The organism is Vibrio jasicida 090810c (genome assembly GCF_002887615.1).
In the GTDB taxonomy this organism is placed as follows: Bacteria; Pseudomonadota; Gammaproteobacteria; order Enterobacterales; family Vibrionaceae; genus Vibrio; species Vibrio jasicida.
Window position 1 is genome coordinate 1,845,021 of the sequence record NZ_CP025793.1, and the last position, 24,261, is coordinate 1,869,281.

Sequence of the window (24,261 nt, forward strand, 5' to 3'; positions counted from 1 at the left end):
CACCACACAAAGGATTGAGGCTCATTTCAAAAAAACTGCAAAGATCATAATTTGCGCGTAATGATAATGCAATTGATAATTGATCTTATTTCCTTTGTAAGTGATAATCAGTCCCAACTTGATAATTATTAGCAACACCGAGATTTACCCGTGAACCTACAAAGATATGTCATTGCCGGAGGCGCCTCACTTGCGATTCACGCAGCGCTTCTTTTTGTCTCTCAAGAGACAAAAGTTTTTGCGATGCCTGCAGGAAATCCGGCAAGCACAGTAAGCCTGAATTTGGTCTCGGCTCCTAAACCTGTTAAAGCGCAACCGGCTCCTCAAGAGGAAGTCGAGAAGAAGCAAACTGAAACCAAGAAGCAACCGGAACCTAAGCCAGAACCAGTTAAAAAGCCGATCGAAAAACCCGTCGTTAAAAAAGAAGCTGTAAAGAAAAAACCACAGGTAAAAAAGAAACCTGAACCAATCAAGCCACCTAAAAAGCCACAACCAACGAAACCAGTGGCTAAAAAAGATCCGGAACCAAAAGAAAAAGTAGAGAAGAAAGTCGCAAAAGAACCAGTACAAGAGCAAAAAGCCGCACCAACAAATGAATCAAAAGGTGCGACTTCAGAGCCAGTACTAGTCGATAAGCCAACTTTTGTCTCCCAACCAGTTCAGCCTCGCTACCCTCGTTCAGCTCGTAAGCGTGGCATTCAAGGTGTTGCACTGTACGAAATTTGGCTTGATGCAAATGGCAATCAAGTTAAACAAGTTCTTATTGAATCTTCCGGTGCAGAAATGCTCGATGCTTCAGCGCTACGTGCGATAAAGCAATGGGAATTCTCACCACATATTTCTGGCGGGCAACAAGTTGCTCACCGCGTTCAAATCCCAGTTCGTTTTAAGTTGGATGGATAATGGAACAGCTACAACATTTACAAACCCAATTTGGTCTTATGACTTGGCCTTTAATTATTTGTTCTGCTTTAACAGTCATGATCATTGCGGAAAGACTTTTCCAAGTATTTGTTAGTCTTGGAGTAGGCAAAAGAGCAATTCGTCAAAAGCTCAAAACCCTAGACCCAACAAACAGCAAAGATATCGAAGCACTTGCAGACGATCTTTCTGGCAAGCGACCTCTTCTTTATCGTGGTGTCGCGATGTTACTTGCTCACCATTCTTTCTCTAAGTCACTTCGTGAAGACGCGGCAGGAATCTGGTTGCAAGAAAAGCGTCATCAATTACATTCCGGTCTGCGTCTTTTGACACTCATTGGTGTGATCAGTCCTCTAATCGGGCTGTTAGGTACCGTTCTTGGCCTGATCGATATGTTTAAAGGCATTGCGTCTTCTACAGGTAACATCACGCCAAACGATCTGGCTGATGGCCTAGGTCTGGCAATGCGCACGACCGCAGCGGGTTTGATCATTGCATTGCCCGCAATTTCAGGCGCACAACTGATTGGTCTTTGGGCTGATCGCGTTATCGCTAAGCTTGAGCACACACTGAACTATGTAAACCTCTGGTTAGAAGGCATTTCTTTGCAACACGTTTCTCCAGAAAACAACAAAGAAGTCGCAACGGTTGCTGATCATGTTGAGGCGAGAAGCTCATGATTAAAGCACCTCAAGACAATAACAGCCATGGTTTAACTCCGGACCTAACCCCGCTACTGGATATTATCTTTATTGTAATGGTGTTCTTGATGTTGACTGCGGCAGTCAAGCTCGACTCTCTGGATGTCAGTTTACCAAGTACAGATTCTCAGGCCGTTGCCGAAGTTGATAAACAATCCATTACGGTCAACATCCTCAAAGAAGAACCTTTTTGGGCTATCAATGGGAAAACGTATATCGACTGGGAAAACTTTACTCTTGCCTTACTCGAAGAGAGCAAATCAACCGACAAACCTATTGTGATTGGCGCAGAAAAAACCGCTGATATTCAATCCCTCGTTAAGCTTCTAGGCTTTTTACAAGAAAACGGAATTCAGGCGACTCAGTTGTTAACTGAAGAGTCGCAATAAAAAGAACATAAGACAGAGAATAAACTCATGAACAAAACACTATTGCCAGTTCGTACCGCCTTAACCGTAGCAGTGACTATGCTTGCAAGTGCGAACCTATTTGCTAACGAAGCCCTTTCAACGGAACGAGTTGTCAGTGCAGGTAGTGCGGTAACTGAACTCCTCATCGCCCTTGATGCAAAAGAAAGCCTAGTCGCAGTTGACGTGACGAGTCAGCTTCCTAAAGAAATGGAGTTACCTAAAGTAGGTTATCACCGTCGTCTATCCGCAGAAGGCTTATTAGCTCTAAGCCCAACAAAAGTGATTGGTTCTGATGAAATGGGCCCGAATACAACGCTTGACCAGTTAAAATCAGCAGGTGTCGACGTTGAGGTCGTAAACACAGAAGCAAACGTTGATGGTTTGATTCATCGTATCGACCAAATTGCTGGCATCATGCATCGTGAAACTGAAGCCACAACACTAAAGAAAGAAGTTGAAGCACAAGTTCAAGCCCTAGAAGGCAACCAACCAGAAAAAGCCGAGAAAAAGAAAGTCCTTTTCTTGCTGATTCATGAAGGTCGTGCTGCAAACGTTGCAGGTTCAGAAACGACACCAGATGCCATTATTACTCTCGCCGGCGGTGAGAACCCAGCAGCAAGTAAACTGTCTTCATACAAGCCGCTATCAACAGAAGCTATGGTTGAAATGCAACCAGACGTTATCTTAGTGAGTGGCCGTAGTTACCAGACTATGGGTGGCGCTGATGCAATTTTAAAAGCGATGCCACTACTTGCTGCAACGCCAGCAGGTATGACTAAGAACATCGTTACGATTGATGGTCACGCATTAGTCGGTGGTTTGGGTCTAAAAAGCCTATCTGAAGCAAAACGCCTAAACGAGTTACTATACCCGTAGAGAGATTCAATGCTGTTAAGACGTATCCCTTTATCTACTATTCTACTTGCTTTATCCGGTATATTAGCCTTTATAGCTGTAGCTTCAATCACAGTAGGTCCCATGAATATCAGCTTCGCAGACAGCCTACGAAGCCTGAGCGGAGCAGGGTCTGACCTTGCTCCTCACATCCAACTAGTCATTAACGAAATACGCTTACCACGCACTATCCTATGCATGTTCATTGGTGCCATCCTTGCGATTTGTGGTGTGGTTATGCAAGGACTTTTCAGAAACCCTCTTGCTGAACCAGGCATCATTGGTGTTTCTGCAGGAGCCGCTCTTGGCGGGGCTTTCGCTATTGTAGTCTTTGCGGATTTTAGCCAAAACTACCCTCAGCTAATGAACTTAGCCGCGCTGCCTTTCTTTGCTTTTCTTGGTGGTGCAATTACAACCGTATTGGTTTATTGGCTCGGAACGAACAAATTTGGCACTTCCGTGACCATTATGCTCTTGGCTGGTGTTGCAATCAGTGCCCTTTCTGGTGCCGCTATTGGTTTTATGAACTTTATCGCCGATGACCAAATGCTTCGCGACCTTACGCTTTGGTCGATGGGATCTTTAGCAGGAGCAAACTGGTCTGGTATTGGTCTAGCAGCAGTGACGCTCGTGATTCTTCTTTTTTGGTTCCAGAAAAAAGCAATGTCACTTAACGCGCTGCTATTAGGTGAATCCGAAGCAAGGCACTTGGGTGTACCCGTACAAAAGCTTAAGCGTCAGTTGATATTACTTTCTGCTGTCGGCGTTGGTATTACGGTGAGTATTTGTGGTGCCATCGGCTTTATCGGCCTCGTCATTCCTCATTTAGGAAGAATGTTAGCTGGGCCTGACCATAGAACCTTACTACCAATCTCAGCACTAATGGGAGCCTTGCTATTAACCGCTGCGGACATGTTCGCACGAGTTGTTGTTACTCCAGCTGAACTGCCGGTAGGTATCGTAACTGCACTTATTGGTGCGCCGTTCTTTATCTACTTATTGTTCCAACAAAAAGGGAAGATCCTGTAATGAATCCAACGGTTATGTCAGGCAGAAATATCTCCATGAGGTATGGCAGCCGAATCGTACTTGATGACATCAGTATTGATATTCGAGCAGGAGAAGTTACCGCCTTACTTGGACCAAATGGCGCTGGTAAAAGCACGTTGTTAAAACTCCTATGCGGCGAGATCCCTTCTCAACATGACATTGAGTACTTTGGCAAACAAAAAAACGATTGGGAGCCCGCTGAAAGCGCAAAACACATTGCGATGTTACCACAACACAGCACGTTAACTTTTCCGTTCTTAGCTCGAGAAGTTGTAGAGTTAGGCGCAATTCCGTTGTCGATAACTAACAAAGAAACCACACAATTAGCTTTGCAGTACATGGAGCAGACTGACGTATCTCACCTTGCAGATAGCCTCTACCCTGCTCTTTCTGGTGGTGAAAAGCAGCGCTTACATCTTGCGCGAGTATTAACTCAGCTTCATCAAGCTGGCGACAAAAAAATACTGATGCTAGATGAGCCGACTTCAGCACTCGATCTTGCCCACCAGCACAACACGCTCAAGATCGCACGTGAAGCAGCCAAAGCAAACAATGCGGCCGTTGTGGTTGTATTACATGATTTAAATCTGGCGTCACAGTACGCTGATAGATTGGTTTTACTTCATGATGGCAAACTGGTTTGTGATGACAACCCGTGGAACGCTTTGACACCAGAACGCATTGAGCAAGTCTATGGCTATCGTTCTATCGTCACTAAGCACCCGACCTTGGATTTCCCACAAGTCCATGCAGCGGCTTAAATAGCAGTCTTAACGAACAGATTGTCCGGTTCAATATATTAAATAAGAAAAAGCCCCGCATAATGCGGGGCTTTCTTTATTCTGGTTTTATTTGCTCATCTGAATCAACGAACGACCAATTAACCACTCTAACTCTTTGTCACTACCAGCACCGAATTGGCTCTCAGCCATTTTGTACAAACGGTCAATACCGTTTGCTGCAAATTCATGTGCACTTTCTGAAGTGACGATATGGTGGAACAATAGACGCAAGATCGCTAAGAATTCAGTATCTTCTAGAGCTTTAATCCAGCTCTTCGAAAACGCTTCTAGACCTTTATCAAATTCTAGATGCTCTACGAACATTTTGAAAATACGACCGTCTAACGCGGCGGTAAAATCCGTTTTCTTAGGGAAATGGTGGCTAATACCTGTACGCGATACACCTGTCTGTTGACTTAACGTGGTGTAAGACATTTTGTCATAACCAAGTCTTAGAAGCTGATCAACAACGGCATCCATGATTTTCTGGATAGTGATTTCGGTATCTTCTTTACTACGCTTTGGCATATTTTAAGCTCTTCTCTTTGTAAATCCATCTAACTCACAATTAAATGAGGGCCAGAATGAAAATCATCCTCAGCATTATGTACTGTACGCCCCTAACATCAAATTAGAGGGTCAATCATAACTAAAATGCACTGCGTAACGTGCAATTTACAGTGATATTTCTGTCAATACATGTGACTCAAAATATGGCGAAAAGTCCACTCCATCAAAACCTTGCACCAAATCATTCATCGAAACTATTCTCAGGCTAAGAATGATAATTATGTAAAAATAATTAATCCGGAAATAGTCTTATAAATTGAACCCCAGTTCAACTCACCTGACAAAAATCTCACGAATATCTAGGTTAATTGATTTTAAATATTGATACATATCACATTAATTTTATTAAGGAAGTTCTAATGAATTTAATTAACCCCTTGTTAACAACATAACATACCGTGCCTTTTTTATCCAAAATCATTCATTTTTGTAGATAGAGATCAAATACCTGATAGAATACCCACAGTATTTACAAGAGGATTCGTTATGAGTGTCGAATTAGAAGAAAGCCAAGTTTGTGAAGCTTGCGGTTGCGCTGGTGAAATGGGTTTTATCATCAAAGAAGGCGACGATGTTGCTGACGTAACGATTTTCGCAGAAACTAAAGCAGCACTAGAAGCTGAGTTGGCGAAATACATCGAAATGGCGACAACAGTGTGTGCCGGCGTTGAATACAACGTTTCTGAACTCACTGAAGAATCAAAAGAGCTCACCGCTCGCTTCAAGTTTGAAGTTAGCGCTGAAAAGCTAATCTTTGAACTGAAAACTCGCTCTCTATCGCGTTAAAAATCAAAGTTATAAGAGTAAAAAAGCGAGCACTCTGCTCGCTTTTGTGTTTTTAGCGCTCTTGTAATAAGTGACATTACTTTTCTTGCTTAAATACCACCCACTTTAACGCGCCATTCGTTTCAAAGTCATTTTCATCAGTACAGACCAATAAAACACCGTCAACATTCAATACCGCTCCAGTCGTGTAGGCTTTATCATCGTAGTAACAAACCCGCTGCCCTAATTTACCGTCTGCCACAACCAGTGCTTTGGCCTCAGGCGTACTGTAAGATTTCGCCATCACCGAGCCAGAAAGTAATACGCTGACAATACTTATGGTGATGCAAGCTATCGGTTTTTTATCCATGGCTCTCCCCTTTATCTTGGTAACATACTAACAAGAAGCCATTTTTGGTTCTTGGCAGCATCTCATATTCTTTATATCTCTCGCTCTAGAAGCCCTACTCGCTTTACGTTATTCTTTTCTCGTGAATTTTTGTTGAAGTAGCGATAATGCGTGTATTCCCTCTCTTTCTTACCTTAATGGCCATAAGTACGAACCCTGCTGCATACGAGCTCGATTACTACTCCAAATTTGGCCATACAGACAACTACGGCAATGTTGACCTACGCAACAAACCTTATTCTCAGTTGCCCGACGGGTTCATCGTTAAAGGTAATTTGAATATCTCGCAAACCCCGATTACCAAACTTCCTAGAGGGCTTGACGTAGGGGGTAGCTTGGAGGCCACCAACAGCTCGCTTAAAACCATTAGGTCAGGGACTAAGATCAAAGGGTATGCAAATCTATTGGGCAGCAAAATCGAACGTTGGCCACGAGGAGTGAAGCTTGGGGGTTACCTAAATTTGACAGATACCCCTTTGCAAAGCTTACCGACTCGACTGCGAGTGAAGGGGGACTTGAGTGTGATTAGAACGCCGCTAACTCAATTACCTGAAGGCCTTGTCGTAGAGGGGAATTTGTATATCAGTGGTTCAAAACTCACCGAATTCCCAGAGACCATGACAGTCAATGGCAACATTTTCTTAGGTGGGAATCGTATATCAAAGTGGCCAACGAACTTGACCTTAGGTGGCGCCGTTGCACCTTAGAACAGAATGAGAAGAACGAGCGAAAAATCAAATAACACATCGGCTAAAGATCCTACCCGTTCCTCACAATGTTAACGCTGAGCAATCATATCTCTAAAGCCCGGCTATTCTTGGTTATTGACTGGATTTGCATAGCTTGCGACTAAATAGCTATGTGCGCCAGCTGGCAGTTGCTCAAGCTTTTCTGCTAACTGAGACTTAACCAATTCGGTGATCGTGTCATCTTCTCGACCCGCTGCAAGCAAGTTCATCGGGAACACTCGGTAATTGTTATGGATTTGACGATCAATTTCATTTGCAAGTTCTTCAGGTGTTTCGAACTCTTGATCAACCACATCACCAAACGCAACATGAACTTTGCCTTTGTAGCCTACGATACCTTGGATAATACTCTCGATATCTTCAAACTCACCCTTCTCGTAGCTACCGTTTTCTGCTTTCTCGTACAGCTCTTTTGCCTTAGCAAGGTCACATGGGTCATTCTGATAAGAAATAGAAACTGGAACGATTTTCAGCGAGCGAGTGTATTCGCCAAAGCTGATTTTTTGCTTGCGCCCTTCTACGTGGAACATCTTAAGGATTGCAGGATCGGTAAAATCATTCCCATCCTTTGCTCGCCCCTCTTTTTGGGCAATCCAAATTGAGTTACCCGTATCAAGAGAGTGCTTGATATAGCCAGATAATTGACCCAGCGTTTTCATCATCTCTCTCGGGCCTTTTGCCGAACGTTTTACAATGAAACTCTTGTTAAGCTTCATGAGTTCTGTCGCACAAGGCTTCTTAAGCAAGTTGTCACCAATAGCAATGCGCACAGTCCGATGATCGGTCTGATGCAAACCGTAATTAACAAGCGCAGGATCCATAGCGATATCGCGGTGGTTAGACACAAATAAATAAGAAGTTTCTTTATCTAGCTTGTCCAAGCCGGAAAAGGTCACACCATCCGTCGTCGTATTCAACGTATCTTGAAGATACTTCTTAACTTCAAGTTGAATCGCTTCTACGGAGTTCAGCTTGCTCCACTTCGCTTTTAAGTAGACGCGGATAATCGGGCTCATGAGTGTTTTGAACCAGTTCGCTTTATTTGCGAAACGGTGCTCTAAAATCGCGCTGATAAACTCATCGTCTTGGATAAGGCGGTCCAGCGCAGCTGGAATCTCTTCGTCATTGTATGGACGAATTTCAATATAAGGATCGGTATTGGCTGTCATTATTCAATTCATTTCAAAAAAAGCTGGCACATTTTACGCATTGTTTTGCCAAGTAGCAGCATTTCAATCCATACTTTTAACATGGTCATACCAGTCGTTTTACAATTTCTATTCGCAAAAAATTCTGTTATTCGGTTGGCATTCTAAGGGTTTAACGTTAACCTTAGCGCCCCAAGAACTCTGGTATTCACAATGAACTACGCAATTGAATTTCACGACGCAAATTACCCTTTTCTCAATGTTGCTGCGCGTAAGAAAGCGCTAAAACACACGCTACTGTTAGTAGTCGAGGGTTTGGCGATCATAAAATTGGGTAAACAAGAGTATGCCATCGAACCAGGTCAGTATTTTTGGATTCCTCAGGGATGTTTGAGCTCCCTCACCTTTTTACCAAATACTCGCACTACTCGTTGTGATTTTTCTGTGCGTTTGAACGATGAGTTTGCTCAACAAGCCGGCTTTGTAAAACCTTCCGCTCTATTAAAAGCGCTAATGGATAAACTGGTAACCACCGAACCACGCAGTGAAAAACAACTGGATTTGTTGACAGTCGCCAAATATGAGACGTTGGAATTGAAGCCAAAACTGACGGGCTCACACCTCACAAGCTTGATCAATCAATGGAAACCTGGTTGCGAATCACCAATTTCAATCGAGTTGTGTTTGGTGCTAACACTAAGAGAAGCTCGTAAAATGAAACTGTCTGGCAAAAAGCAAATGGACATCGTCGAGCGTTTGTTTGCAGGTAATAAAGAAGAATACGAACAGTTGTGCTTTTTAGTGTTTGGGGAAGCACTATAACCAACTACCAACTTAGAATCAAAAAGGGCGTACATGATGTACGCCCTTTTTGATTAAGAAGTGTTATTTAGAACGGGACTTCTATCTGCATCATCCAGTCAGCATCGTAGTATTCGTGCCAACGATAATCGAAGCGCATTCTTGGTTCACCATCACTTTTGTCCCCAAAACCGATACTGAACATTAACCCATGACTCTTCAGCCATTCTTCGGTTGTCATTTTGCTTTCATCGTCTCTCAACTCTTCTGGCATCCAGACACCCAAGCCAAAATAGTTACTTTCCAAGCTTTGAGTCAGCAATGGCGTGTCTTCCGACTTAATCGCCCACTCATCCCAGTAGTTTTCTGTGGGCTCATCAAGCGGTCTTTCTTCCGCCTCATACCAATTGAGCGTATCCACACTGAGCACACCGACGCTATCAAAAATGTCTTCACAAATGGGCATGGTGTTATCAGCGAATACAACAGAACGATCAGACAAATAGTTACACGCGAAGCTGGCTTGTGTAACAACAAGCAACGTGCATGCACTAAATACCACTATTCTGACCATGAAAATCTGACCTCTTAGTTACCAGATAACGTTTCTTTGTATAAGCGTTCGCTTTGTAAAATGTCACGGACTGTTGATGTTGTAAATGCACTGATGTCTTTATCAGCGAGTAAAGCATCTCGTATGTCTGTGCTTCTGATTTTAACTTTCTCAGGGCACGCCATCACAGTCCAACGTTCCGTAATTTCTTCTGCTTTGTAAAATTTAGCAAATTTGAAGAAATTGTCAGGACCAATGACAAAAGTTATATCGGCTTGCGTGTGGATTTCTTGAATTTTTTCTAATAACGCAAAAGTCGTCACACTTTGTCCTGGTTGGTACAAACTTTGCTCTAAGTCTGAACGTTGAACGTTGGAAAGCCCCATGTCTTTAATAAAGGCATCGACCAACTTGCACCGGATTGGATAGTCCAACATATTTTTGCCCCAAGCATGTGCAATACTAGGCTCCAGAAGCACGAGGTCGAAGTGACTTAAGGACTCGATCACGCTTTTATGCCCTAAGCTTGGTGGGTTAAATGCGCTACCAAAAACGGCGATTTTTTTTCATATCCGGTGATTACCTGGTTGAAGAGAGTTTTCTAATCCGATGAATTCGGTATGATACTACTAATCTTTAGAGTTTTTTGACACTAATGCGACGTTTATGAACATCAATTGAACGCTTTCCCGCCAATTGTGAACAATAAACGTAGGCCTAAGTATGAACACATTCCGACTAATTTTGTGTCTGATGTATTTGCAGGAAAAGGAACCCGAAATGGAACAATCCATCCGCGATGAAATGCGAGTTCTCCCATCAATCGACCCGCATTTCGAAATCGAGCGCCGTGTCGCTTTTATCAAGCGTAAATTGCAAGAAGCAGGCTGTAAGTCTCTTGTTCTTGGCATCAGCGGTGGCGTTGACTCAACGACATGTGGTCGTTTGGCTCAACTGGCTGTGGACCAACTGAACGAAGAAGCTGGCGACAATAGCTACCAGTTTATCGCCGTTCGTTTACCTTACGGTGAGCAAAAGGATGAAGACGAAGCACAACTTGCTCTTGCCTTTATCCAACCAACTCATTCTGTATCTGTAAACATAAAAGCGGGCGTAGATGGTCTTCACTCTGCATCTCATGTTGCATTGGAAGGTACTGGCCTTCTGCCAACTGACGCTGCAAAAGTCGACTTTGTAAAAGGTAACGTAAAAGCACGTGCCCGCATGGCTGCTCAATATGAAATCGCAGGTTACGTAGGCGGCCTAGTTTTAGGCACTGACCACTCGGCTGAGAACATTACCGGTTTTTACACTAAGTTTGGTGATGGCGCTTGTGATATGGCACCACTATTCGGCTTGAGCAAACGTCAAGTACGCGAAGTCGCGGCAACGCTGAGTGCACCGGAACAACTAGTAAAGAAAGTACCGACTGCAGATTTAGAAGAACTTGATCCTCAAAAAGCAGATGAAGACGCACTGAATCTCTCTTACGAACAGATTGACGACTTCTTAGAAGGCAAACCTGTTTCGGAACAAGTGAGTGACCGTCTGGTGTCAATTTACAAGGCCACGCAGCACAAACGTCAGCCGATCCCAACGATCTACGACTAAATTGCAATTTTATTTCTGAGCGACTCGTTTCTGAAACCGCTCTGAGATAGATAAAAACGCCGCTACGTTAGCGGCGTTTTTTTACTGATTGCGATCCGTCTTTATGGCAATTAGTCTGTGATTGTCACGTCCGTCTGCGGAATAGCGCAACATGCGAGCACTGTACCCATCGCACACTCCTCAGCACTTATCGCAGGGACATCCGGATGATCGACCTGCCCTGATTCCATTTGAACCTTACAAGCACCACACAAGCCCGCTCGACAGCTGTTGCTAATGCTTTTGCCTGCATTTTCAACTTGTTCAAGCAATGTCTGCTGGTTGTTTCCCATCAACTTAAAGCCGTTGAATTCAATCTCAACACTTTTCTCTGGCTTGGCTGTGATAGCCGCAACGCCGAATGCTTCTTGATGATAGTTATCTTCCGGTAGCCCTTTCTTGAATAGGAGGTTTTTCGCCTTTTGCATAAAACCATCAGGACCACAAACAAACACCTGTCGCTGCTCAACGTCTTTGATCTGCTTGATATGAGACAGGCTAATGCGTCCTTTCAGGCCAAACCAATCCACTGCTGGCTGAGTTAAGCAAATCTTCACATCCAACCCCGGATGCTGACGTTTTAGTTCATCGAGCTCCTCTTTGCATGGAATATCAATCTCACTGCTGCACTGATGGTAGAACACCACATCATCGAGTTGGTTGTGATCAGCCAAGTAACGAACCATCGACAGCATAGGTGTTACGCCGCTACCAGCAGACAACAAGAGTAGAGGTTGAACTGAATGCTCTTTTAGGTGGAATTGGCCATCTGGCGTTTCAGCTTCAAGCACATCACCCACTTGTAAGTTGTCAAGAAGTGCATTAGAAACGCGACCACCAGAAACACGCTTGACCGAAATTGCGTAGCGCCCCGGGCGAGAAGGGCTCGAAGACAACGTATAACGACGCCCTACTTTCTTACCTTCTATATCCACTTCGATAGGTAAATGCTGACCCGGTAAGTACGTTGGTAACTGACCTTTACTTGGCTCAAGCCATAAGGTTACGAAGTCGCGCGCAATCTCTTCTCGTTCAACACAAGTGAGCGTCATTCGATGAGGAGAGTTATCCGGATAGAACTCTGGCTCTTTGTATTCCAGCACTTCGACTTTGTCACCAGAACGAATAATGCCTTCATTAAGAGCAACAAGGTTTTGGCCAAAGAATACACCGCCACGCTCATTCGCGCGGAACTCTTGCAGTGTTTTGAGTGGCTCTTTGCTTTCTCGGAATGTACCGCGTTGAGTGTTAACGGTGGTTAGGATGCAACGCTCACAAGGTTTTACAGATTCAAATTCGACTTCACCAATACGAATACGTTTCCATGAGTCTTCTTCAAATGGCTTGGTGTCAGATACCACTAGGTTGGTTCGGAATTGATCCATTGAGTGCTGCTCAGAGCTTCTGCGATTTAACTCTTCCAGTGACGCTTCACTGATAACAAGCACTGGATAACCATCGGCAAAGCTAACGTTGTGACCCAACTTCTCTCTTACACGATTGGATTGCTCACCAGTAAAAAGTAACTCAACACGAAGACCTAACACTTTACTAAACCAATCATCCGCTTCGTCAGTGGTGGTGTATGCAGTAAAACTGTCTTTCCAAACCGTTGCAAGTGCTTCCTGCATTTTGAAATCTTGATAGCGAATCTTTAGTGGCTCTTCACCAAGGCTAGTAAACACCACACCATCGGGCAATAACGCTGACTTAATGGTCACCATTTGCGGGAACTTTCGAGCGGTCACCATTGAGCCATCTGATGTCGCAATCATAAATCGACGATCAAAACTCAATCCTTGTTTTTCTACCCAAGCGGAAGATAAGGCGACACCTCCGACTGATTTGACTGGAAAAACATTAATTTGGGACAAAAATGACTGCGACATGGCTTTCTTCCTAACGATACTTTTTAATTATTGGACTATCATATCCTCATACGTTTGATGACCCAAGTGCCTATAAAACATCAATTTGTTTAAGGTATCTTCAGTGCGCGGCAATCAACATCGTTGGAATACCGACTTATGCGTCTCATTTTATGAACAGAGTCCCATAAATTTGCATATTCCTGACGAAACAGGATTGCCAAAAAGTGATATAGCGCACATAATTCGCCAACTTTTTGACACCTTTAAATAACCTATCCGGAGCATAGACCATGGATACTAATAAACTGATTCTAATTCTACTTTGTATCTTCCTTCCACCAGTGGCGGTTTACATGGAAAAAGGTCTAGAGAAAGACTTCTTCATCAACCTTATCCTGACGTTCTTCTTCTTCCTACCAGGTACGATTCACGCACTTTGGTTGACGATGAAGTAACCACCTGAGCTCCTATCGTAAAGAAATGTGAAAAATGGGATGAAATGAAAGTGCAATTCCTCTATCATCCTGTCGCCTAAGCGCAAGCGTTTGCTCTTGAGGTAAATGCAGCGTTTAGGCTCCAATCACAACTTTATTAATGGTGGGAGCAATTAATGACAACACTGACTATTACTCGTCCTGACGACTGGCACGTTCACTTACGCGATGGTGACGTTTTAAAAGATACCGTTCGTGATATTAGCCGTTACAACGGCCGCGCACTGATCATGCCAAACACCGTCCCACCTGTTACCAATACTGACATGGCGCTAGCCTACCGTGATCGTATCCTTGCTGAACAACACGGTGAGCAATTTGAACCTCTTATGGCGCTTTACCTGACAGACAACACAACACCTGATGAAATCCGTAAAGCAAAAGCAAGCGGTCACATCGTTGCTGCTAAGCTATACCCAGCAGGTGCAACAACAAACTCAGACTCAGGTGTAACAGACGCGAAAAATATCTACCATGTATTCGAAGCGATGGAAGAAGTTGGCATGCTTCTTTTGGTTCACGGAGAAGTAACACACAATCACGTTGATATCTTCGACCGTGAGAAGGAATTCCTTGATACGGTTCTTGCTCCTATCGTCAACGACTTCCCTAACCTAAAGATCGTTCTTGAGCACATCACTACAGCTGACGCAGCGCACTTCGTCAACAAGGCTTCAGATAACGTTGCAGCAACTATCACCGCTCACCACCTGCTGTTCAACCGTAACCACATGCTAGTCGGCGGCATTAAGCCACACTTCTACTGTCTGCCAATTCTTAAGCGCAATACCCACCAACAAGCTCTTATCGAAGCAGCAACAAGCGGCAGCAAGAAATTCTTCCTAGGTACAGATTCAGCACCACACGCAAAAGGCGCAAAAGAGTCGGCTTGTGGTTGTGCTGGGTCTTATACTGCACACGCAGCGCTAGAGCTTTACGCTGAAGTCTTTGAGAACGAAGGCAAGCTAGAAAACCTAGAAGCATTCGCAAGCTTGAATGGCCCTGATTTTTACGGCATTGCTCGTAACACAGATACAGTCACGCTAGAAAAAGCAGCGTGGGATGTACCAGAAACGATGCCATTCGGCAGCGACATCGTTGTGCCAATCCGCGCAAATGAAAAAATTGAGTGGGAAGTGAAGTAATCACCCTCAAGAAATGAAAAAGGGTCATGCCCCATATTCGATATGGAAAGGCATGACCCTTTTCTTTGGGCTTCAATATAGCCTCAACAAACTGAATTCGCGCTTATTTACCGCGAACCTTTTCAACAACCGTCCAAGCAGCAACCACAATCAAGCCAGCAATAACACCAATCACACCGTTAAGCAGTGTCGGTACGATCGCCGTTGCAATCGTGTGACCACGGAAGTCCATAATGATAGGTTCAATCAGATGATGAATTGCAGGGACGTTATGAACAACAATACCACCGCCAACCAAGAACATCGCAGCAGTGCCAACAATCGCAAGCATCTTCATCAGTTTCGGGGCGAACGCCACTAGCGCACCACCGAGTTTGGCTTTCAGACCTTCGCCATTTGATTTACGCTCTAGATAGAAGCCCAAATCATCGAGCTTAACAATGCCAGCCACTAAACCGTAGACACCAATGGTCATCAAGATCGCAATCAGGCTTACTACCAAAATCTGCGTCACGAAACTTGTTCCTGTGACCGTACCTAACGCAATCACGATGATTTCAGCAGACAAAATAAAGTCAGTACGGATCGCGCCCGCCACTTTTCTCTTCTCATACTCTTCCACGGATTCACCCGTATCAGAGGACTCTTCCGCGTTATCTTCATGCTGATGAGCGTGAGGGAACAGTTTCTCTAAGATCTTCTCTGCGCCTTCAAAACAGAGAAACAAACCACCAATCAAGAGTAACGGCATGATCAACCAAGGAATAAACGCACTAATGAGCAACGCCGCAGGAACCAGTATTAGCTTGTTTTTAAATGAACCTTTCGCGACCGCCCATACCACTGGAATTTCTCGTTCGGCAGCAACGCCCGATACTTGCTGCGCGTTTAGCGCCAAATCGTCGCCCAATACACCAGCGGTCTTTTTCGCCGCTACCTTTGACATCAATGCGACATCATCCAATACAGCTGCAATGTCATCCAACAGTGTTAGTAAACTTGCTCCAGCCATTTATTTATCTCTTTTATGGAATTGAATAGGTAACAAAATGTAACACCATTAAATTACTCAGCAAAGTTATGATTCTGCAAAGAATAAAGTCACAAATTGTGTTTTGTGTTGATGTGGCTTTGAGACAGGACTAGTCTTGTCTTACCTTTCAAGCACACAAAAGAAAAGTATAGATGAAAAGCGGATACACTTACCCAATCGGTACCCCAGGTCAGCCATGGGGCGAAGCAGAACGCAAAGCTTGGTGTGAGCAACGTGACGTAAAACGTAGCTACCAAGAAGAAGTCGTGACCAAAATTGATGCCCTTCGCGAGCGTTTTGATGTTGAGCAATACGGCGCACTTTCTTACGATGAAGCACGCTTCCCTCTGTTTTGTATCAAGACTCATAACTGGGACGCAGCAAAGCCTGTTGTTTTGGTCACTGGCGGCGTACACGGCTACGAAACAAGTGGTGTGCACGGCGCACTGAAGTTTGTTGATACGCAAGCAGAACGCTACGCAGAACACTTCAACATTGTCGTTGCGCCATGTGTTAGCCCTTGGGGTTACGAAGTGATTAACCGCTGGAACCCAAATGCGATCGATCCAAACCGCTCTTTCTATGCAGATAGCCCTGCGGAAGAGTCAGCAAACTTGATGAAGCTTGTTGCGACCTTGGGTGATGTTCTAATGCACATCGACCTGCACGAGACCACCGATTCTGATGAAACTGAGTTCCGCCCTGCACTTGCGGCGCGTGATGGCCTTGAATACATCGAAGGCATGATCCCAGACGGTTTCTACACGGTCGGTGATACAGAAAACCCGCAACCTGAGTTCCAAAAAGCAGTCATCGAGTCAGTAGCGAAAGTAACGCACATTGCACCTGCTGACGATAAAGGCGAAATCATTGGCTCGCCAGTGGTGCAATTTGGCGTCATTAATTACCCAATGGTGAAACTGGGTTTGTGTGGCGGCGTAACCAACTGCACTTACGGCACCACAACCGAAGTTTACCCAGACAGCCCGAAAGTGACTGATGAAGAGTGTAACGATGCTCAAGTTGCCGCCGTTGTGGGTGGGCTAGATTACGTTTTAACTCAGCTATAAAACGCGATTTTTGTACTGCTCCGGTGTGATGCCGGAGTATTTCTTGAACATTGCAATGAAAGGACTGGCTTGGTTGTAGCCCAGTGTCAACGCCACCTCTTTTACAGTCTGCCCCTTTCTCAGCAACTCCATCGAATGCAGGTAACGCACTCGCAATCGCCACTCGGTAAAGCTCATGCCAAGTTCACTTTGGCAATGACGAGCTAACGTTCGTTCAGTGGTATGCACCTTTTCCGCCCACTCCCCCAAACTAATTTCATCCGTTGGCGCTTCTTCAACGGCTTTAAGAATGGGTTCCAGATATTTGTTATCTGTGGTTGGCAAGAAGTGATGCTCAACCTCTTGCTTCGCTAACTGATCAAGCAGTACCTGTACGATGCGTTTGTCTTCTTCACTCTTTGCCACGTTAATGTCGCGCTGACGAAAGTCTTCCACAATTGCAGACACTATTGGCGTTACCTTGATCAGACTGGTTTTAGACGGGAAGTGCTGCGTTAGCTCTGGTGCGATATTTAAAGAGCAGTATTCCAATGGCTTACGGTTATAGCTGGTATGACGAATTCCAGCCGGCACCCAAATAGCCAGATGTGGTGGGGCTAAAAAGCGTGTGTCTTCTGCATCCATTTCAAGAATACCGCCACTTATCAACTGCACTTGTCCCCAAGGGTGACTATGAATCCGAGTTTCAGTATTCGACAGAAAGGCTTCAAAATTCATAAACACATCTGATGGTGCTTGCTCAATTGATAATGAAGGATGAAGATTCCTCGTGCTCTTTTTCAAAATTGTCTTCCTATCGCTTACTATGTCTTTCCAGAGATACTTTCCATTATAAAGACCTGTCAGACTAGCGCCATTAATTATTGTGCGATGAGGTTCTCATGGTTTATTTGCTTCCGTTTTTTACTGTCATGATTTGGGGTGGGAATTCCATCGTAAATAAAATGGCAGCAAGTGCCATCGAACCTAGTGCAATGAGTTTCTACCGTTGGTTTGTCGCTATGGTGCTTCTGACGCCATTTTGCCTACCTGCCGTAATCCGCCAACGTCATGTCATTCGTCCTTACATGACGAAGCTAGCTTGCCTTGCTCTGCTCGGAATGGTGTTAAACCAATCGTTAGGCTACTACGCAGGCTTGACTACCACGGCTTCCAATATGGCGCTAATCACATCTTTGGTGCCACTTATAAGCGTATTTTTGAGCGTACCTTTACTTGGTAAATCTATCTCGATGTTGAGCGTCGCAGGTGGTGTCATTTCTCTAGCTGGCTTAGCGTTTATGCTCGGACATGGTGATATTACTTACTTCCTACATCAAGATATGACACAAGGTGACAGCTTGATGCTTCTTGCTGCCCTTTGTTACGCGATTTACTGCGTGTTACTTAAGCGTTGGAAAATGCCATTCAACAGTATGACTCTGGTTTACATGCAGGGCTTTTTCACGCTAATAATGCTTACCCCACTTTGGCTTAGCAGCGACCAGTTACTTCCAAGCCAAAGCGCCCTACCCTTAATTGCTTACGCAGGTATTGCGGCGTCTATCTTTGCCCCATTGATGTGGGTGAAAGCCATCGATTTGATTGGCGCGGATTCTAGTGCCATGTTCATGAACCTGATGCCTGTGGTCTCGGTAGCTTTGGCTTCGACTATGCTCGGCGAAGAAATCCATGTGTACCACATTATTGGCGGCGTGCTGGTTATCTCTGGCGTTATCTTGTCGCAGGTTAAGATTCGAAAGAAGGTGCAATCGCCAAGCCCAGATTTACCGCCTGCGACATCGTAATTCAATCCCTCAAGCCACGGTATCTTCCGTGGCTTTTTGTACTCCGCACCTTTTACTGCTCAGGCTGACAGAAAAGTTAATATTTTGTTGCGTCTCCTATTCCAGAATGAATTCCTTGCTGATACATTGAGTCTAATAACAACGACAACAATAAAGGAATGACAGATGAGCAGTGGTCAAAGAGATATTACCCTTCGTTTTCTTGCTGAACCCGGAGACGTAAACTTCGGTGGTAAAGTGCACGGTGGCGCCGTAATGAAATGGATCGACTTGGCCGCTTACGCGTGCAGCGCGGCTTGGAGTGGCAAGTACTGCATCACAGCGTATGCGGGTGGTATTCGATTTGTCGCGCCGATTCATGTCGGTAACTTAGTCGAAGTCAGTGCCAAAGTTATCTACACAGGACGCAGTTCAATGCACATTGCTATCGATGTACAAGCCTGCGATCCCAAAGAGTTAAAAAACCGTCTTACGACACATTGCATCGTTATCATGGTTGCAGTTGATGAAGACGGAAAACCAACCGATGTACCAAAGTGGATTCCTGAGTCGGATGAAGACAAAGCACTAGAACAATCGGCTATTCGCTTGATGAATATGCGTAAGCAAATTGGCGAAGAGATGGAAGCGCACGTTAAGTATCTCAAATAACTCACGTCGCTCAACAAAAGTAAACGTTTGCCCCCTTGCTGTGTGAAGCAATATCATGGTTGTGTCATTCGCTTCACACAAGCGTCAAATTGTCATAAATCTTTCACTTTGATTTGCTTAAATCCAAGCACAATTTTGCTATTGGATAGAGTTTGGATCTTGAGATTGAAAGAGACCACATTAAGCGAAGACACACTCACTAATTTGAAAGCCGTTGAATACCAGTGGGTAAGAACGATGTATGTCGAAGGATATAACGAAACAGAGATTAACCATTACATTCAAGCTTGCTTTGGTGGTGATTCTACTTTTGCTGATTTATTTCGTCGCGTTGCGCTGCAACAAGAGAGCTTATATACCTTGCTTCAGTACGTAGGTTGCGCTCCTTCAAGCCGAGAGCTTTAATCTCTCCCAACTCCCTGATCGCCCTTTCGAAAATACCCACAGATTATTTATGTGAAGTGATACGCATGGCATTCCGGCTCAACTGTGTAATCCATTGCAAAGCCGCTAATCTCTACCTGCATTAAGAAAATAAACCTCGTGAACGACGGGCATAAAAAAACCTGAGTCAAGACTCAGGTTATGGTTACAAGAAACTGTTAGTGATTAAAGCGTAAGGAACTAAGCTAACAGCCAGCTATGCGTAACGCCAATTAAAGCGAGATATTACTGATCGGCGGCCAAACCAAAAGTGTAATATCGATTGCTAAATATAAGGGCGACCTAATGGTCGCCCTTTTCTAGTTATTCTTTTGTATCTTAGTGACCAACCAAGATTAACCTTTCACACCACCAGCCGTTAGACCACCAACAAGCCAGCGTTGCGCCAGTAAGAATACCGCTGTGATTGGTACAGCTGAAAGCACTGCTGCTGCTGCAAAGTCGCCCCATAAGTAGTTCTGAGGGTACAAGTACTGCTGCATACCAACCGCAAGAGTGTACGAGTTTACATCAGATAGCAGTAGTGATGCTACCGGAACTTCGCCTATCACCATGATAAATGACAAGATAAACACTACCGCAAGAATTGGCACTGACAGTGGAAGTAGTACCAGACGGAATGCCTGCCAAGGCGTTGCACCATCGAGCGCTGCTGCTTCTTCTAATGAAGAATCGATGCTTTCAAAGTAGCCTTTGATTGTCCATACGTGAAGAGCGATACCGCCTAAGTAAGCGAAGATCAAACCACCATGCGTGTTCAAGCCTAGGAACGGGATGTACTGACCTAGTTTGTCAAACAATGCGTATAGTGCAACCAATGCCAATACTGCTGGGAACATTTGGAAGATCATCATCGCTTTCAGGATAGTGTTCTTACCTTTGAACTTCATACGAGCAAACGCGTACGCTGAAGTGGTCGACAGAGCCACAATCAAGATAGCTGAAATACCACCAACTTTTACTGAGTTCCACAGCCAAGTCATGACTGGGAATGGCGGCGGTGTAACCGACCCATCTGCGTTTGTGACTGATATGCCTAGCGCTAATTTCCAGTGGTCTAGCGTCGGGTTGTCTGGGATAAGGCTACCTGTTGCAAAGTTACCTTCACGGAATGAGATCGCGATGATCATCAGTAGAGGGAAGATAATCAGCGCTAAGAACGCCCACATTGCGATATGCGTAGCCCAAACACGATATTTTAATGACTTGCCTTGTACCATTGCCATTGTTCTGTCTCCTTAATCCTGAGCTACTTTAGTAACACGTAGGTTCAATAGTGCTAGCGCGCCAACCAATAGGAAGATAAGCGTTGCAACCGCACTTGCTAGACCGAAGTCTTGACCGCCAGCGCCTTCAAATGCAATGCGGTACGTGTAGCTTACAAGTAAGTCCGTGTAACCTGCCGGCTCCGATGTGCCAATCATGTTAGGACCACCACCCGTTAATAGCTGGATAAGTACAAAGTTGTTGAAGTTAAACGCGAAGCTAGCGATCAGCAATGGCGTTAGTGGCTTAAGCATCATCGGTAGCGTGATGCGAGTAAAGTTGGTGATGAAGTTTGCGCCATCAATAGCTGATGCTTCATAGAGGTCTTCAGGAATGGCTTTTAGTAGACCCATGCAAAGAATCATCATGTAAGGGAAACCTAACCATGTGTTAACCACTAGGATCATGGTTTTCGCCATGAATGGATCAGAGAACCACGCAGGGCTAATACCAAACAACCCTTCTAACAACATGTTGATCTCACCAAAGCTCTGGTTGAAGAGACCTTTAAAGATCAAGATAGAGATAAACGCTGGTACCGCATACGGAAGAATAAGCAGTAATCGGTATGCAGAGCGGCCTTTCAAGGCTTCCCACTGAACGACACTTGCAAGTACTAGACCGATAACCAGTGTACAAACAACGGTCAACGCAGAGAAAACAATCGTCCAGATAAAGATGCTGATGAACGGCTCTTTGATACCATCATCTTTCCAAACACGTTCAAAGTTGTGCGTACCGATGTTTACTACGAAACCTGGAGAAACCGTGTTACCAACAAACTGACCATTTTCGTCTACTGGTTGGTAGTAACCCACATCCATATTTGGACGTAGTGTCTCTTGGGTACGATTGTTGTATAGCGTCTCACCATCGTCTTGCAGCGTGTAAAGCGGAACAACAGCCGCAAACTTACGAAGACCGCTCATACGGATGTCATCGCCGTTTGGCAGGTGTAGATCAACACCACTCAAAGCGCTACGGTTTTTAACGATCGTTTTAATCGGTTCTTTATCGCCCGTCGCTTCTGTGATTGGCGCTAAATCTAAGTCTGTCGCAGAGAAGCCTTGCAATTCAAAGGTTGGTGTTGCTAAAAGCGCCTCACCTTTCTTCACTACAATTTGATGACCCTGCTCAGTTTTGTACAGAGTGAACGGGTAGCTATCACCACTTTGGTACGTTCTGTCCATTAAAACGGTCTGCGCACGGTCAAAAGAGAGTTGGTTTTTTGCGCTGTAGTTAGTGAATGCGAGACCTATGGTATAAGCCAAAGGGAAAAGGATGAATAAGATCATCCCCGCAATACCTGGGTAGATATAACGATGAGCGTAGGTCTTTTTACTACCAAAAATAAATAGCGCTAAACCGGTAAGAATGAGCGTAAGGAGTGCAAACGCAATCTCACCACGAGAATACATAAGGATTGTTGCGTAGCCATTGATAATGCCGACTGTGCCTAATAGTGCCCACTTGATAAACACTTTTTTGCTGCTCGGAAGGCTGGCTTCTGGTGCTGTCATAGCATTTGTACCTTGAACTGACTGCATAGGGAACCTGCTAGCGAATATAGGATAAAAGTAGAAAAGTAAGGAGAGGTTGCCCCCTCCTTAAAAAGGGTATTACTGAATTATTTAGTCATTTGTTTTTCTGCATCTGCTAGAGCAGCATCTACAGTTTGACGACCGTCAACAACGTTGATGATAGCGTTCTTAGCAGCACCCCAGAATGCGTTCATTTGTGGGATGTTTGGCATGATTTCGCCGTTCATCGCATTGTCCATTGTTGCAGCGATACGAGTATCTGAATCTAGCTCTTTTTGGAATGAGTTTAGAGCAACCGCGCCTAGTGGCTTATCGTTGTTAACCATACGTAGACCGTCGTTAGTTAGTAGGTAGTTCTCGATGAACTCTACTGCTAGGTCTTTGTTAGGTGATGCAGTGCTGATACCAGCAGTTAAAACACCAACGAATGGCTTAGAAGATTGACCTTGGAATTTAGGTAGTGTTGTTACGCCGTAGTTCACACCAGACTTCTCGATGTTGCCCCATGACCATGGGCCATTGATAGTCATTGCCGCAGTGCCTTGGTTGAACGCAGACTCAGATACTGAGTAATCCATATCTGCAGAGATAACACCTTTGTCTACAAGACCTTTCACGAAGTTCATTGCGTCTTTCACGCCTTCGCTCGCAATACCAGCATCTTTAACATCGTAGCCAGTTGAAGTGTACTTGAATGCGTAACCGCCATCAGCCGCCATTAGTGGCCATGTGAAGTACGGTTCTTTTAGGTTCCACATGATTGCAGACTTGCCATCTTTCTTAAGTTTCGCATCTAATGCTGCAACCTCTTCCCATGTTTTAGGTGGGTTTGGAACAAGGTCTTTGTTGTAGATAAGAGATAGAGACTCAACCGCTACAGGGTAGCCGATCAGTTTGCCGTCGTAACGAACTGCATCCCATGCGAAATCAACGATGCCTTCTTGAACCTCTTGAGAAGGTTTGATTTCAGCAAGTAGACCAGCTTCTGCATAACCACCGAAACGGTCGTGAGCCCAGAATACGATATCAGGACCATCACCTGTCGCTGCAGTTTGAGGAAACTTGTCTTGTAGGCCGTCTGGGTGAGCCACTGTTACTTTGATACCAGTGTCTTCTTCAAACTTCTTACCAACCTCTGCAAGGCCGTTGTAGCCTTTATCACCGTTGATCCAGATAGTAAGTTGTCCTTCTTCGATGGCAGCGTTTGCACCGAAAGAGCCCAGAGCAACAAGAGTACCTAGTGCTGCAGCGCTTAATTTTTTCATGTTCGTATCCTTTTTATATTTTTGATGTAGGGCTAGTCCATTGAGGTTCAGCCGTATTTCGACATATATCATCTGAAATAATCCTATATGTCTCATCCTCCTAATCCCTACGCCCTTGCAATTATGACGTATTTTCGTGATCTGAATCGCCAAGGGTTAGAGACTCAAATCACAAAATGAATACTTCCTGTGATCGGTTTCAACTTTAGGTCACGCAATAATGTGATTTCCGCCCAACTCTCCCTCTACTCCTCCTTTTTGCCTCCTCCCCGCCTACTCCCCCTACAATTA

At 44.6% G+C, this 24,261-nt stretch carries 27 protein-coding genes; 16 read left to right on the forward strand and 11 right to left on the reverse strand.

The annotated features are described in order from the left end of the window. Positions 1-150: 150 nt before the first annotated feature. From C1S73_RS25770 to C1S73_RS25795, 6 genes are read left to right on the forward strand one after another with little or no spacing between them, the layout of a single operon-like run. Positions 151-903, forward strand: coding sequence for an energy transducer TonB (locus tag C1S73_RS25770; protein ID WP_038867259.1), 753 nt, complete (start codon positions 151-153; stop codon positions 901-903). Then, complete coding sequence (locus C1S73_RS25775; protein ID WP_038867258.1) at positions 903-1,601, forward strand: MotA/TolQ/ExbB proton channel family protein; 699 nt, start codon at positions 903-905, stop codon at positions 1,599-1,601. Before C1S73_RS25770 ends, C1S73_RS25775 begins: the two co-directional genes overlap by 1 nt. Then, positions 1,598-2,011 carry an ExbD/TolR family protein gene (locus C1S73_RS25780; protein WP_038867257.1) on the forward strand — a complete coding sequence of 138 codons (414 nt, stop codon included), beginning with the start codon at positions 1,598-1,600 and terminating at the stop codon, positions 2,009-2,011. The genes C1S73_RS25775 and C1S73_RS25780 overlap by 4 nt, the downstream gene beginning before the upstream one ends. A gap of 27 nt (positions 2,012-2,038) precedes the next feature. Next, entirely contained in the window at positions 2,039-2,908 is an 870-nt protein-coding gene (locus tag C1S73_RS25785; RefSeq protein ID WP_038867255.1) for a heme/hemin ABC transporter substrate-binding protein, read from the forward strand. Between the two features lie 9 nt (positions 2,909-2,917). After that, entirely contained in the window at positions 2,918-3,955 is a 1,038-nt protein-coding gene (locus tag C1S73_RS25790) for a FecCD family ABC transporter permease (RefSeq protein ID WP_038867253.1), read from the forward strand. Then, positions 3,955-4,737 carry a heme ABC transporter ATP-binding protein gene (locus C1S73_RS25795; protein ID WP_038867251.1) on the forward strand — a complete coding sequence of 261 codons (783 nt, stop codon included), beginning with the start codon at positions 3,955-3,957 and terminating at the stop codon, positions 4,735-4,737. Before C1S73_RS25790 ends, C1S73_RS25795 begins: the two co-directional genes overlap by 1 nt. 87 nt (positions 4,738-4,824) lie before the next feature. On the opposite strand, the gene C1S73_RS25800 is transcribed toward C1S73_RS25795, so the two are convergent. Then, entirely contained in the window at positions 4,825-5,286 is a 462-nt protein-coding gene (locus C1S73_RS25800; protein ID WP_038867249.1) for a TetR/AcrR family transcriptional regulator, read from the reverse strand. A 528-nt stretch (positions 5,287-5,814) separates the two neighbouring features. Between C1S73_RS25800 and C1S73_RS25805 the strand changes: the two genes are divergently transcribed. Then, positions 5,815-6,114 (forward strand): YfcZ/YiiS family protein, encoded by a 300-nt coding sequence (locus C1S73_RS25805; RefSeq protein WP_038867248.1) that lies wholly within the window; start codon positions 5,815-5,817, stop codon positions 6,112-6,114. 76 nt (positions 6,115-6,190) lie between these two features. On the opposite strand, the gene C1S73_RS25810 is transcribed toward C1S73_RS25805, so the two are convergent. Continuing rightward, positions 6,191-6,463: a YnjH family protein gene (locus C1S73_RS25810; protein WP_038867247.1), complete on the reverse strand. Its 273-nt coding sequence runs from the start codon at positions 6,461-6,463 to the stop codon at positions 6,191-6,193. A gap of 146 nt (positions 6,464-6,609) precedes the next feature. On the opposite strand from C1S73_RS25810, the gene C1S73_RS25815 reads away from it, so the two are divergent. Further along, positions 6,610-7,209, forward strand: coding sequence for a hypothetical protein (locus C1S73_RS25815; RefSeq protein WP_038867245.1), 600 nt, complete (start codon positions 6,610-6,612; stop codon positions 7,207-7,209). Between the two features lie 104 nt (positions 7,210-7,313). On the opposite strand, the gene C1S73_RS25820 is transcribed toward C1S73_RS25815, so the two are convergent. Then, on the reverse strand, positions 7,314-8,420 hold the full coding sequence (locus C1S73_RS25820; protein ID WP_038867244.1) for a 1-acyl-sn-glycerol-3-phosphate acyltransferase: 1,107 nt from the start codon (positions 8,418-8,420) through the stop codon (positions 7,314-7,316). A 192-nt stretch (positions 8,421-8,612) separates the two neighbouring features. Between C1S73_RS25820 and C1S73_RS25825 the strand changes: the two genes are divergently transcribed. Next, positions 8,613-9,221 carry a cupin domain-containing protein gene (locus C1S73_RS25825; RefSeq protein WP_038867243.1) on the forward strand — a complete coding sequence of 203 codons (609 nt, stop codon included), beginning with the start codon at positions 8,613-8,615 and terminating at the stop codon, positions 9,219-9,221. 67 nt (positions 9,222-9,288) lie between these two features. Here the strand turns inward: C1S73_RS25825 and C1S73_RS25830 are convergent, their stop codons facing one another. Further along, positions 9,289-9,774 carry a hypothetical protein gene (locus tag C1S73_RS25830; protein WP_038867242.1) on the reverse strand — a complete coding sequence of 162 codons (486 nt, stop codon included), beginning with the start codon at positions 9,772-9,774 and terminating at the stop codon, positions 9,289-9,291. A gap of 14 nt (positions 9,775-9,788) precedes the next feature. Continuing rightward, positions 9,789-10,313 (reverse strand): nicotinate-nicotinamide nucleotide adenylyltransferase, encoded by a 525-nt coding sequence (locus C1S73_RS25835; RefSeq protein ID WP_102778990.1) that lies wholly within the window; start codon positions 10,311-10,313, stop codon positions 9,789-9,791. Between the two features lie 220 nt (positions 10,314-10,533). Between C1S73_RS25835 and nadE the strand changes: the two genes are divergently transcribed. After that, positions 10,534-11,364 (forward strand): ammonia-dependent NAD(+) synthetase, encoded by an 831-nt coding sequence (gene nadE / locus C1S73_RS25840; protein WP_038867235.1) that lies wholly within the window; start codon positions 10,534-10,536, stop codon positions 11,362-11,364. Positions 11,365-11,474: 110 nt separating this feature from the next. On the opposite strand, the gene C1S73_RS25845 is transcribed toward nadE, so the two are convergent. Beyond that, positions 11,475-13,292: a hybrid-cluster NAD(P)-dependent oxidoreductase gene (locus C1S73_RS25845; RefSeq protein ID WP_038867233.1), complete on the reverse strand. Its 1,818-nt coding sequence runs from the start codon at positions 13,290-13,292 to the stop codon at positions 11,475-11,477. Positions 13,293-13,564: 272 nt separating this feature from the next. On the opposite strand from C1S73_RS25845, the gene C1S73_RS25850 reads away from it, so the two are divergent. Next, on the forward strand, positions 13,565-13,729 hold the full coding sequence (locus C1S73_RS25850; protein WP_005453437.1) for a YqaE/Pmp3 family membrane protein: 165 nt from the start codon (positions 13,565-13,567) through the stop codon (positions 13,727-13,729). 155 nt (positions 13,730-13,884) lie between these two features. Beyond that, complete coding sequence (gene pyrC / locus C1S73_RS25860) at positions 13,885-14,913, forward strand: dihydroorotase (RefSeq protein ID WP_038867231.1); 1,029 nt, start codon at positions 13,885-13,887, stop codon at positions 14,911-14,913. 103 nt (positions 14,914-15,016) lie between these two features. Here the strand turns inward: pyrC and C1S73_RS25865 are convergent, their stop codons facing one another. Beyond that, on the reverse strand, positions 15,017-15,925 hold the full coding sequence (locus C1S73_RS25865) for a DUF808 domain-containing protein (protein ID WP_038867229.1): 909 nt from the start codon (positions 15,923-15,925) through the stop codon (positions 15,017-15,019). A gap of 173 nt (positions 15,926-16,098) precedes the next feature. On the opposite strand from C1S73_RS25865, the gene C1S73_RS25870 reads away from it, so the two are divergent. Beyond that, positions 16,099-17,016, forward strand: coding sequence for a M14 family metallopeptidase (locus C1S73_RS25870; protein WP_038867227.1), 918 nt, complete (start codon positions 16,099-16,101; stop codon positions 17,014-17,016). Here C1S73_RS25870 and C1S73_RS25875 read toward each other — a convergent pair. Continuing rightward, complete coding sequence (locus C1S73_RS25875; protein ID WP_038867225.1) at positions 17,011-17,799, reverse strand: AraC family transcriptional regulator; 789 nt, start codon at positions 17,797-17,799, stop codon at positions 17,011-17,013. The two genes, C1S73_RS25870 and C1S73_RS25875, sit on opposite strands and share 6 nt — an antisense overlap. A gap of 98 nt (positions 17,800-17,897) precedes the next feature. On the opposite strand from C1S73_RS25875, the gene C1S73_RS25880 reads away from it, so the two are divergent. The 3 genes from C1S73_RS25880 to C1S73_RS25890 all read left to right on the forward strand — a co-directional run bounded on the left by C1S73_RS25880 (position 17,898) and on the right by C1S73_RS25890 (position 19,859). Next, on the forward strand, positions 17,898-18,803 hold the full coding sequence (locus tag C1S73_RS25880) for a DMT family transporter (RefSeq protein ID WP_038867223.1): 906 nt from the start codon (positions 17,898-17,900) through the stop codon (positions 18,801-18,803). Positions 18,804-18,968: 165 nt separating this feature from the next. Then, a complete protein-coding gene (locus C1S73_RS25885) occupies positions 18,969-19,454 on the forward strand; it encodes an acyl-CoA thioesterase (RefSeq protein WP_038867221.1) in 486 nt (161 codons plus the stop codon). 159 nt (positions 19,455-19,613) lie between these two features. Then, a complete protein-coding gene (locus C1S73_RS25890) occupies positions 19,614-19,859 on the forward strand; it encodes a hypothetical protein (RefSeq protein ID WP_038867219.1) in 246 nt (81 codons plus the stop codon). A gap of 374 nt (positions 19,860-20,233) precedes the next feature. Here the strand turns inward: C1S73_RS25890 and malG are convergent, their stop codons facing one another. The 3 genes from malG to malE all read right to left on the reverse strand — a co-directional run bounded on the left by malG (position 20,234) and on the right by malE (position 23,970). After that, positions 20,234-21,124 carry a maltose ABC transporter permease MalG gene (malG, locus tag C1S73_RS25895; RefSeq protein WP_020194055.1) on the reverse strand — a complete coding sequence of 297 codons (891 nt, stop codon included), beginning with the start codon at positions 21,122-21,124 and terminating at the stop codon, positions 20,234-20,236. 12 nt (positions 21,125-21,136) lie between these two features. After that, positions 21,137-22,711, reverse strand: coding sequence for a maltose ABC transporter permease MalF (gene malF, locus C1S73_RS25900; protein ID WP_038867214.1), 1,575 nt, complete (start codon positions 22,709-22,711; stop codon positions 21,137-21,139). 80 nt (positions 22,712-22,791) lie between these two features. Next, positions 22,792-23,970, reverse strand: a complete 1,179-nt coding sequence (malE, locus tag C1S73_RS25905) for a maltose/maltodextrin ABC transporter substrate-binding protein MalE (protein WP_038867208.1) — start codon at positions 23,968-23,970, stop codon at positions 22,792-22,794. Between the last annotated feature and the right edge of the window lie 291 nt (positions 23,971-24,261).

Coding starts and splice junctions, on each gene's coding strand:
- C1S73_RS25885 (WP_038867221.1), top strand. CDS start 18,969: ATGAGCAGTGGTCAAAGAGATATTACCCTTCGTTTTCTTGCTGAACCC.
- C1S73_RS25780 (WP_038867257.1), top strand. CDS start 1,598: ATGATTAAAGCACCTCAAGACAATAACAGCCATGGTTTAACTCCGGAC.
- malF (WP_038867214.1), bottom strand. CDS start 22,711: ATGCAGTCAGTTCAAGGTACAAATGCTATGACAGCACCAGAAGCCAGC.
- C1S73_RS25785 (WP_038867255.1), top strand. CDS start 2,039: ATGAACAAAACACTATTGCCAGTTCGTACCGCCTTAACCGTAGCAGTG.
- C1S73_RS25775 (WP_038867258.1), top strand. CDS start 903: ATGGAACAGCTACAACATTTACAAACCCAATTTGGTCTTATGACTTGG.
- C1S73_RS25810 (WP_038867247.1), bottom strand. CDS start 6,463: ATGGATAAAAAACCGATAGCTTGCATCACCATAAGTATTGTCAGCGTA.
- malE (WP_038867208.1), bottom strand. CDS start 23,970: ATGAAAAAATTAAGCGCTGCAGCACTAGGTACTCTTGTTGCTCTGGGC.
- C1S73_RS25800 (WP_038867249.1), bottom strand. CDS start 5,286: ATGCCAAAGCGTAGTAAAGAAGATACCGAAATCACTATCCAGAAAATC.
- C1S73_RS25880 (WP_038867223.1), top strand. CDS start 17,898: ATGGTTTATTTGCTTCCGTTTTTTACTGTCATGATTTGGGGTGGGAAT.
- nadE (WP_038867235.1), top strand. CDS start 10,534: ATGGAACAATCCATCCGCGATGAAATGCGAGTTCTCCCATCAATCGAC.
- C1S73_RS25870 (WP_038867227.1), top strand. CDS start 16,099: ATGAAAAGCGGATACACTTACCCAATCGGTACCCCAGGTCAGCCATGG.
- C1S73_RS25825 (WP_038867243.1), top strand. CDS start 8,613: ATGAACTACGCAATTGAATTTCACGACGCAAATTACCCTTTTCTCAAT.
- C1S73_RS25865 (WP_038867229.1), bottom strand. CDS start 15,925: ATGGCTGGAGCAAGTTTACTAACACTGTTGGATGACATTGCAGCTGTA.
- C1S73_RS25845 (WP_038867233.1), bottom strand. CDS start 13,292: ATGTCGCAGTCATTTTTGTCCCAAATTAATGTTTTTCCAGTCAAATCA.
- C1S73_RS25805 (WP_038867248.1), top strand. CDS start 5,815: ATGAGTGTCGAATTAGAAGAAAGCCAAGTTTGTGAAGCTTGCGGTTGC.
- C1S73_RS25815 (WP_038867245.1), top strand. CDS start 6,610: ATGCGTGTATTCCCTCTCTTTCTTACCTTAATGGCCATAAGTACGAAC.
- C1S73_RS25795 (WP_038867251.1), top strand. CDS start 3,955: ATGAATCCAACGGTTATGTCAGGCAGAAATATCTCCATGAGGTATGGC.
- C1S73_RS25820 (WP_038867244.1), bottom strand. CDS start 8,420: ATGACAGCCAATACCGATCCTTATATTGAAATTCGTCCATACAATGAC.
- C1S73_RS25830 (WP_038867242.1), bottom strand. CDS start 9,774: ATGGTCAGAATAGTGGTATTTAGTGCATGCACGTTGCTTGTTGTTACA.
- malG (WP_020194055.1), bottom strand. CDS start 21,124: ATGGCAATGGTACAAGGCAAGTCATTAAAATATCGTGTTTGGGCTACG.
- C1S73_RS25850 (WP_005453437.1), top strand. CDS start 13,565: ATGGATACTAATAAACTGATTCTAATTCTACTTTGTATCTTCCTTCCA.
- C1S73_RS25790 (WP_038867253.1), top strand. CDS start 2,918: ATGCTGTTAAGACGTATCCCTTTATCTACTATTCTACTTGCTTTATCC.
- pyrC (WP_038867231.1), top strand. CDS start 13,885: ATGACAACACTGACTATTACTCGTCCTGACGACTGGCACGTTCACTTA.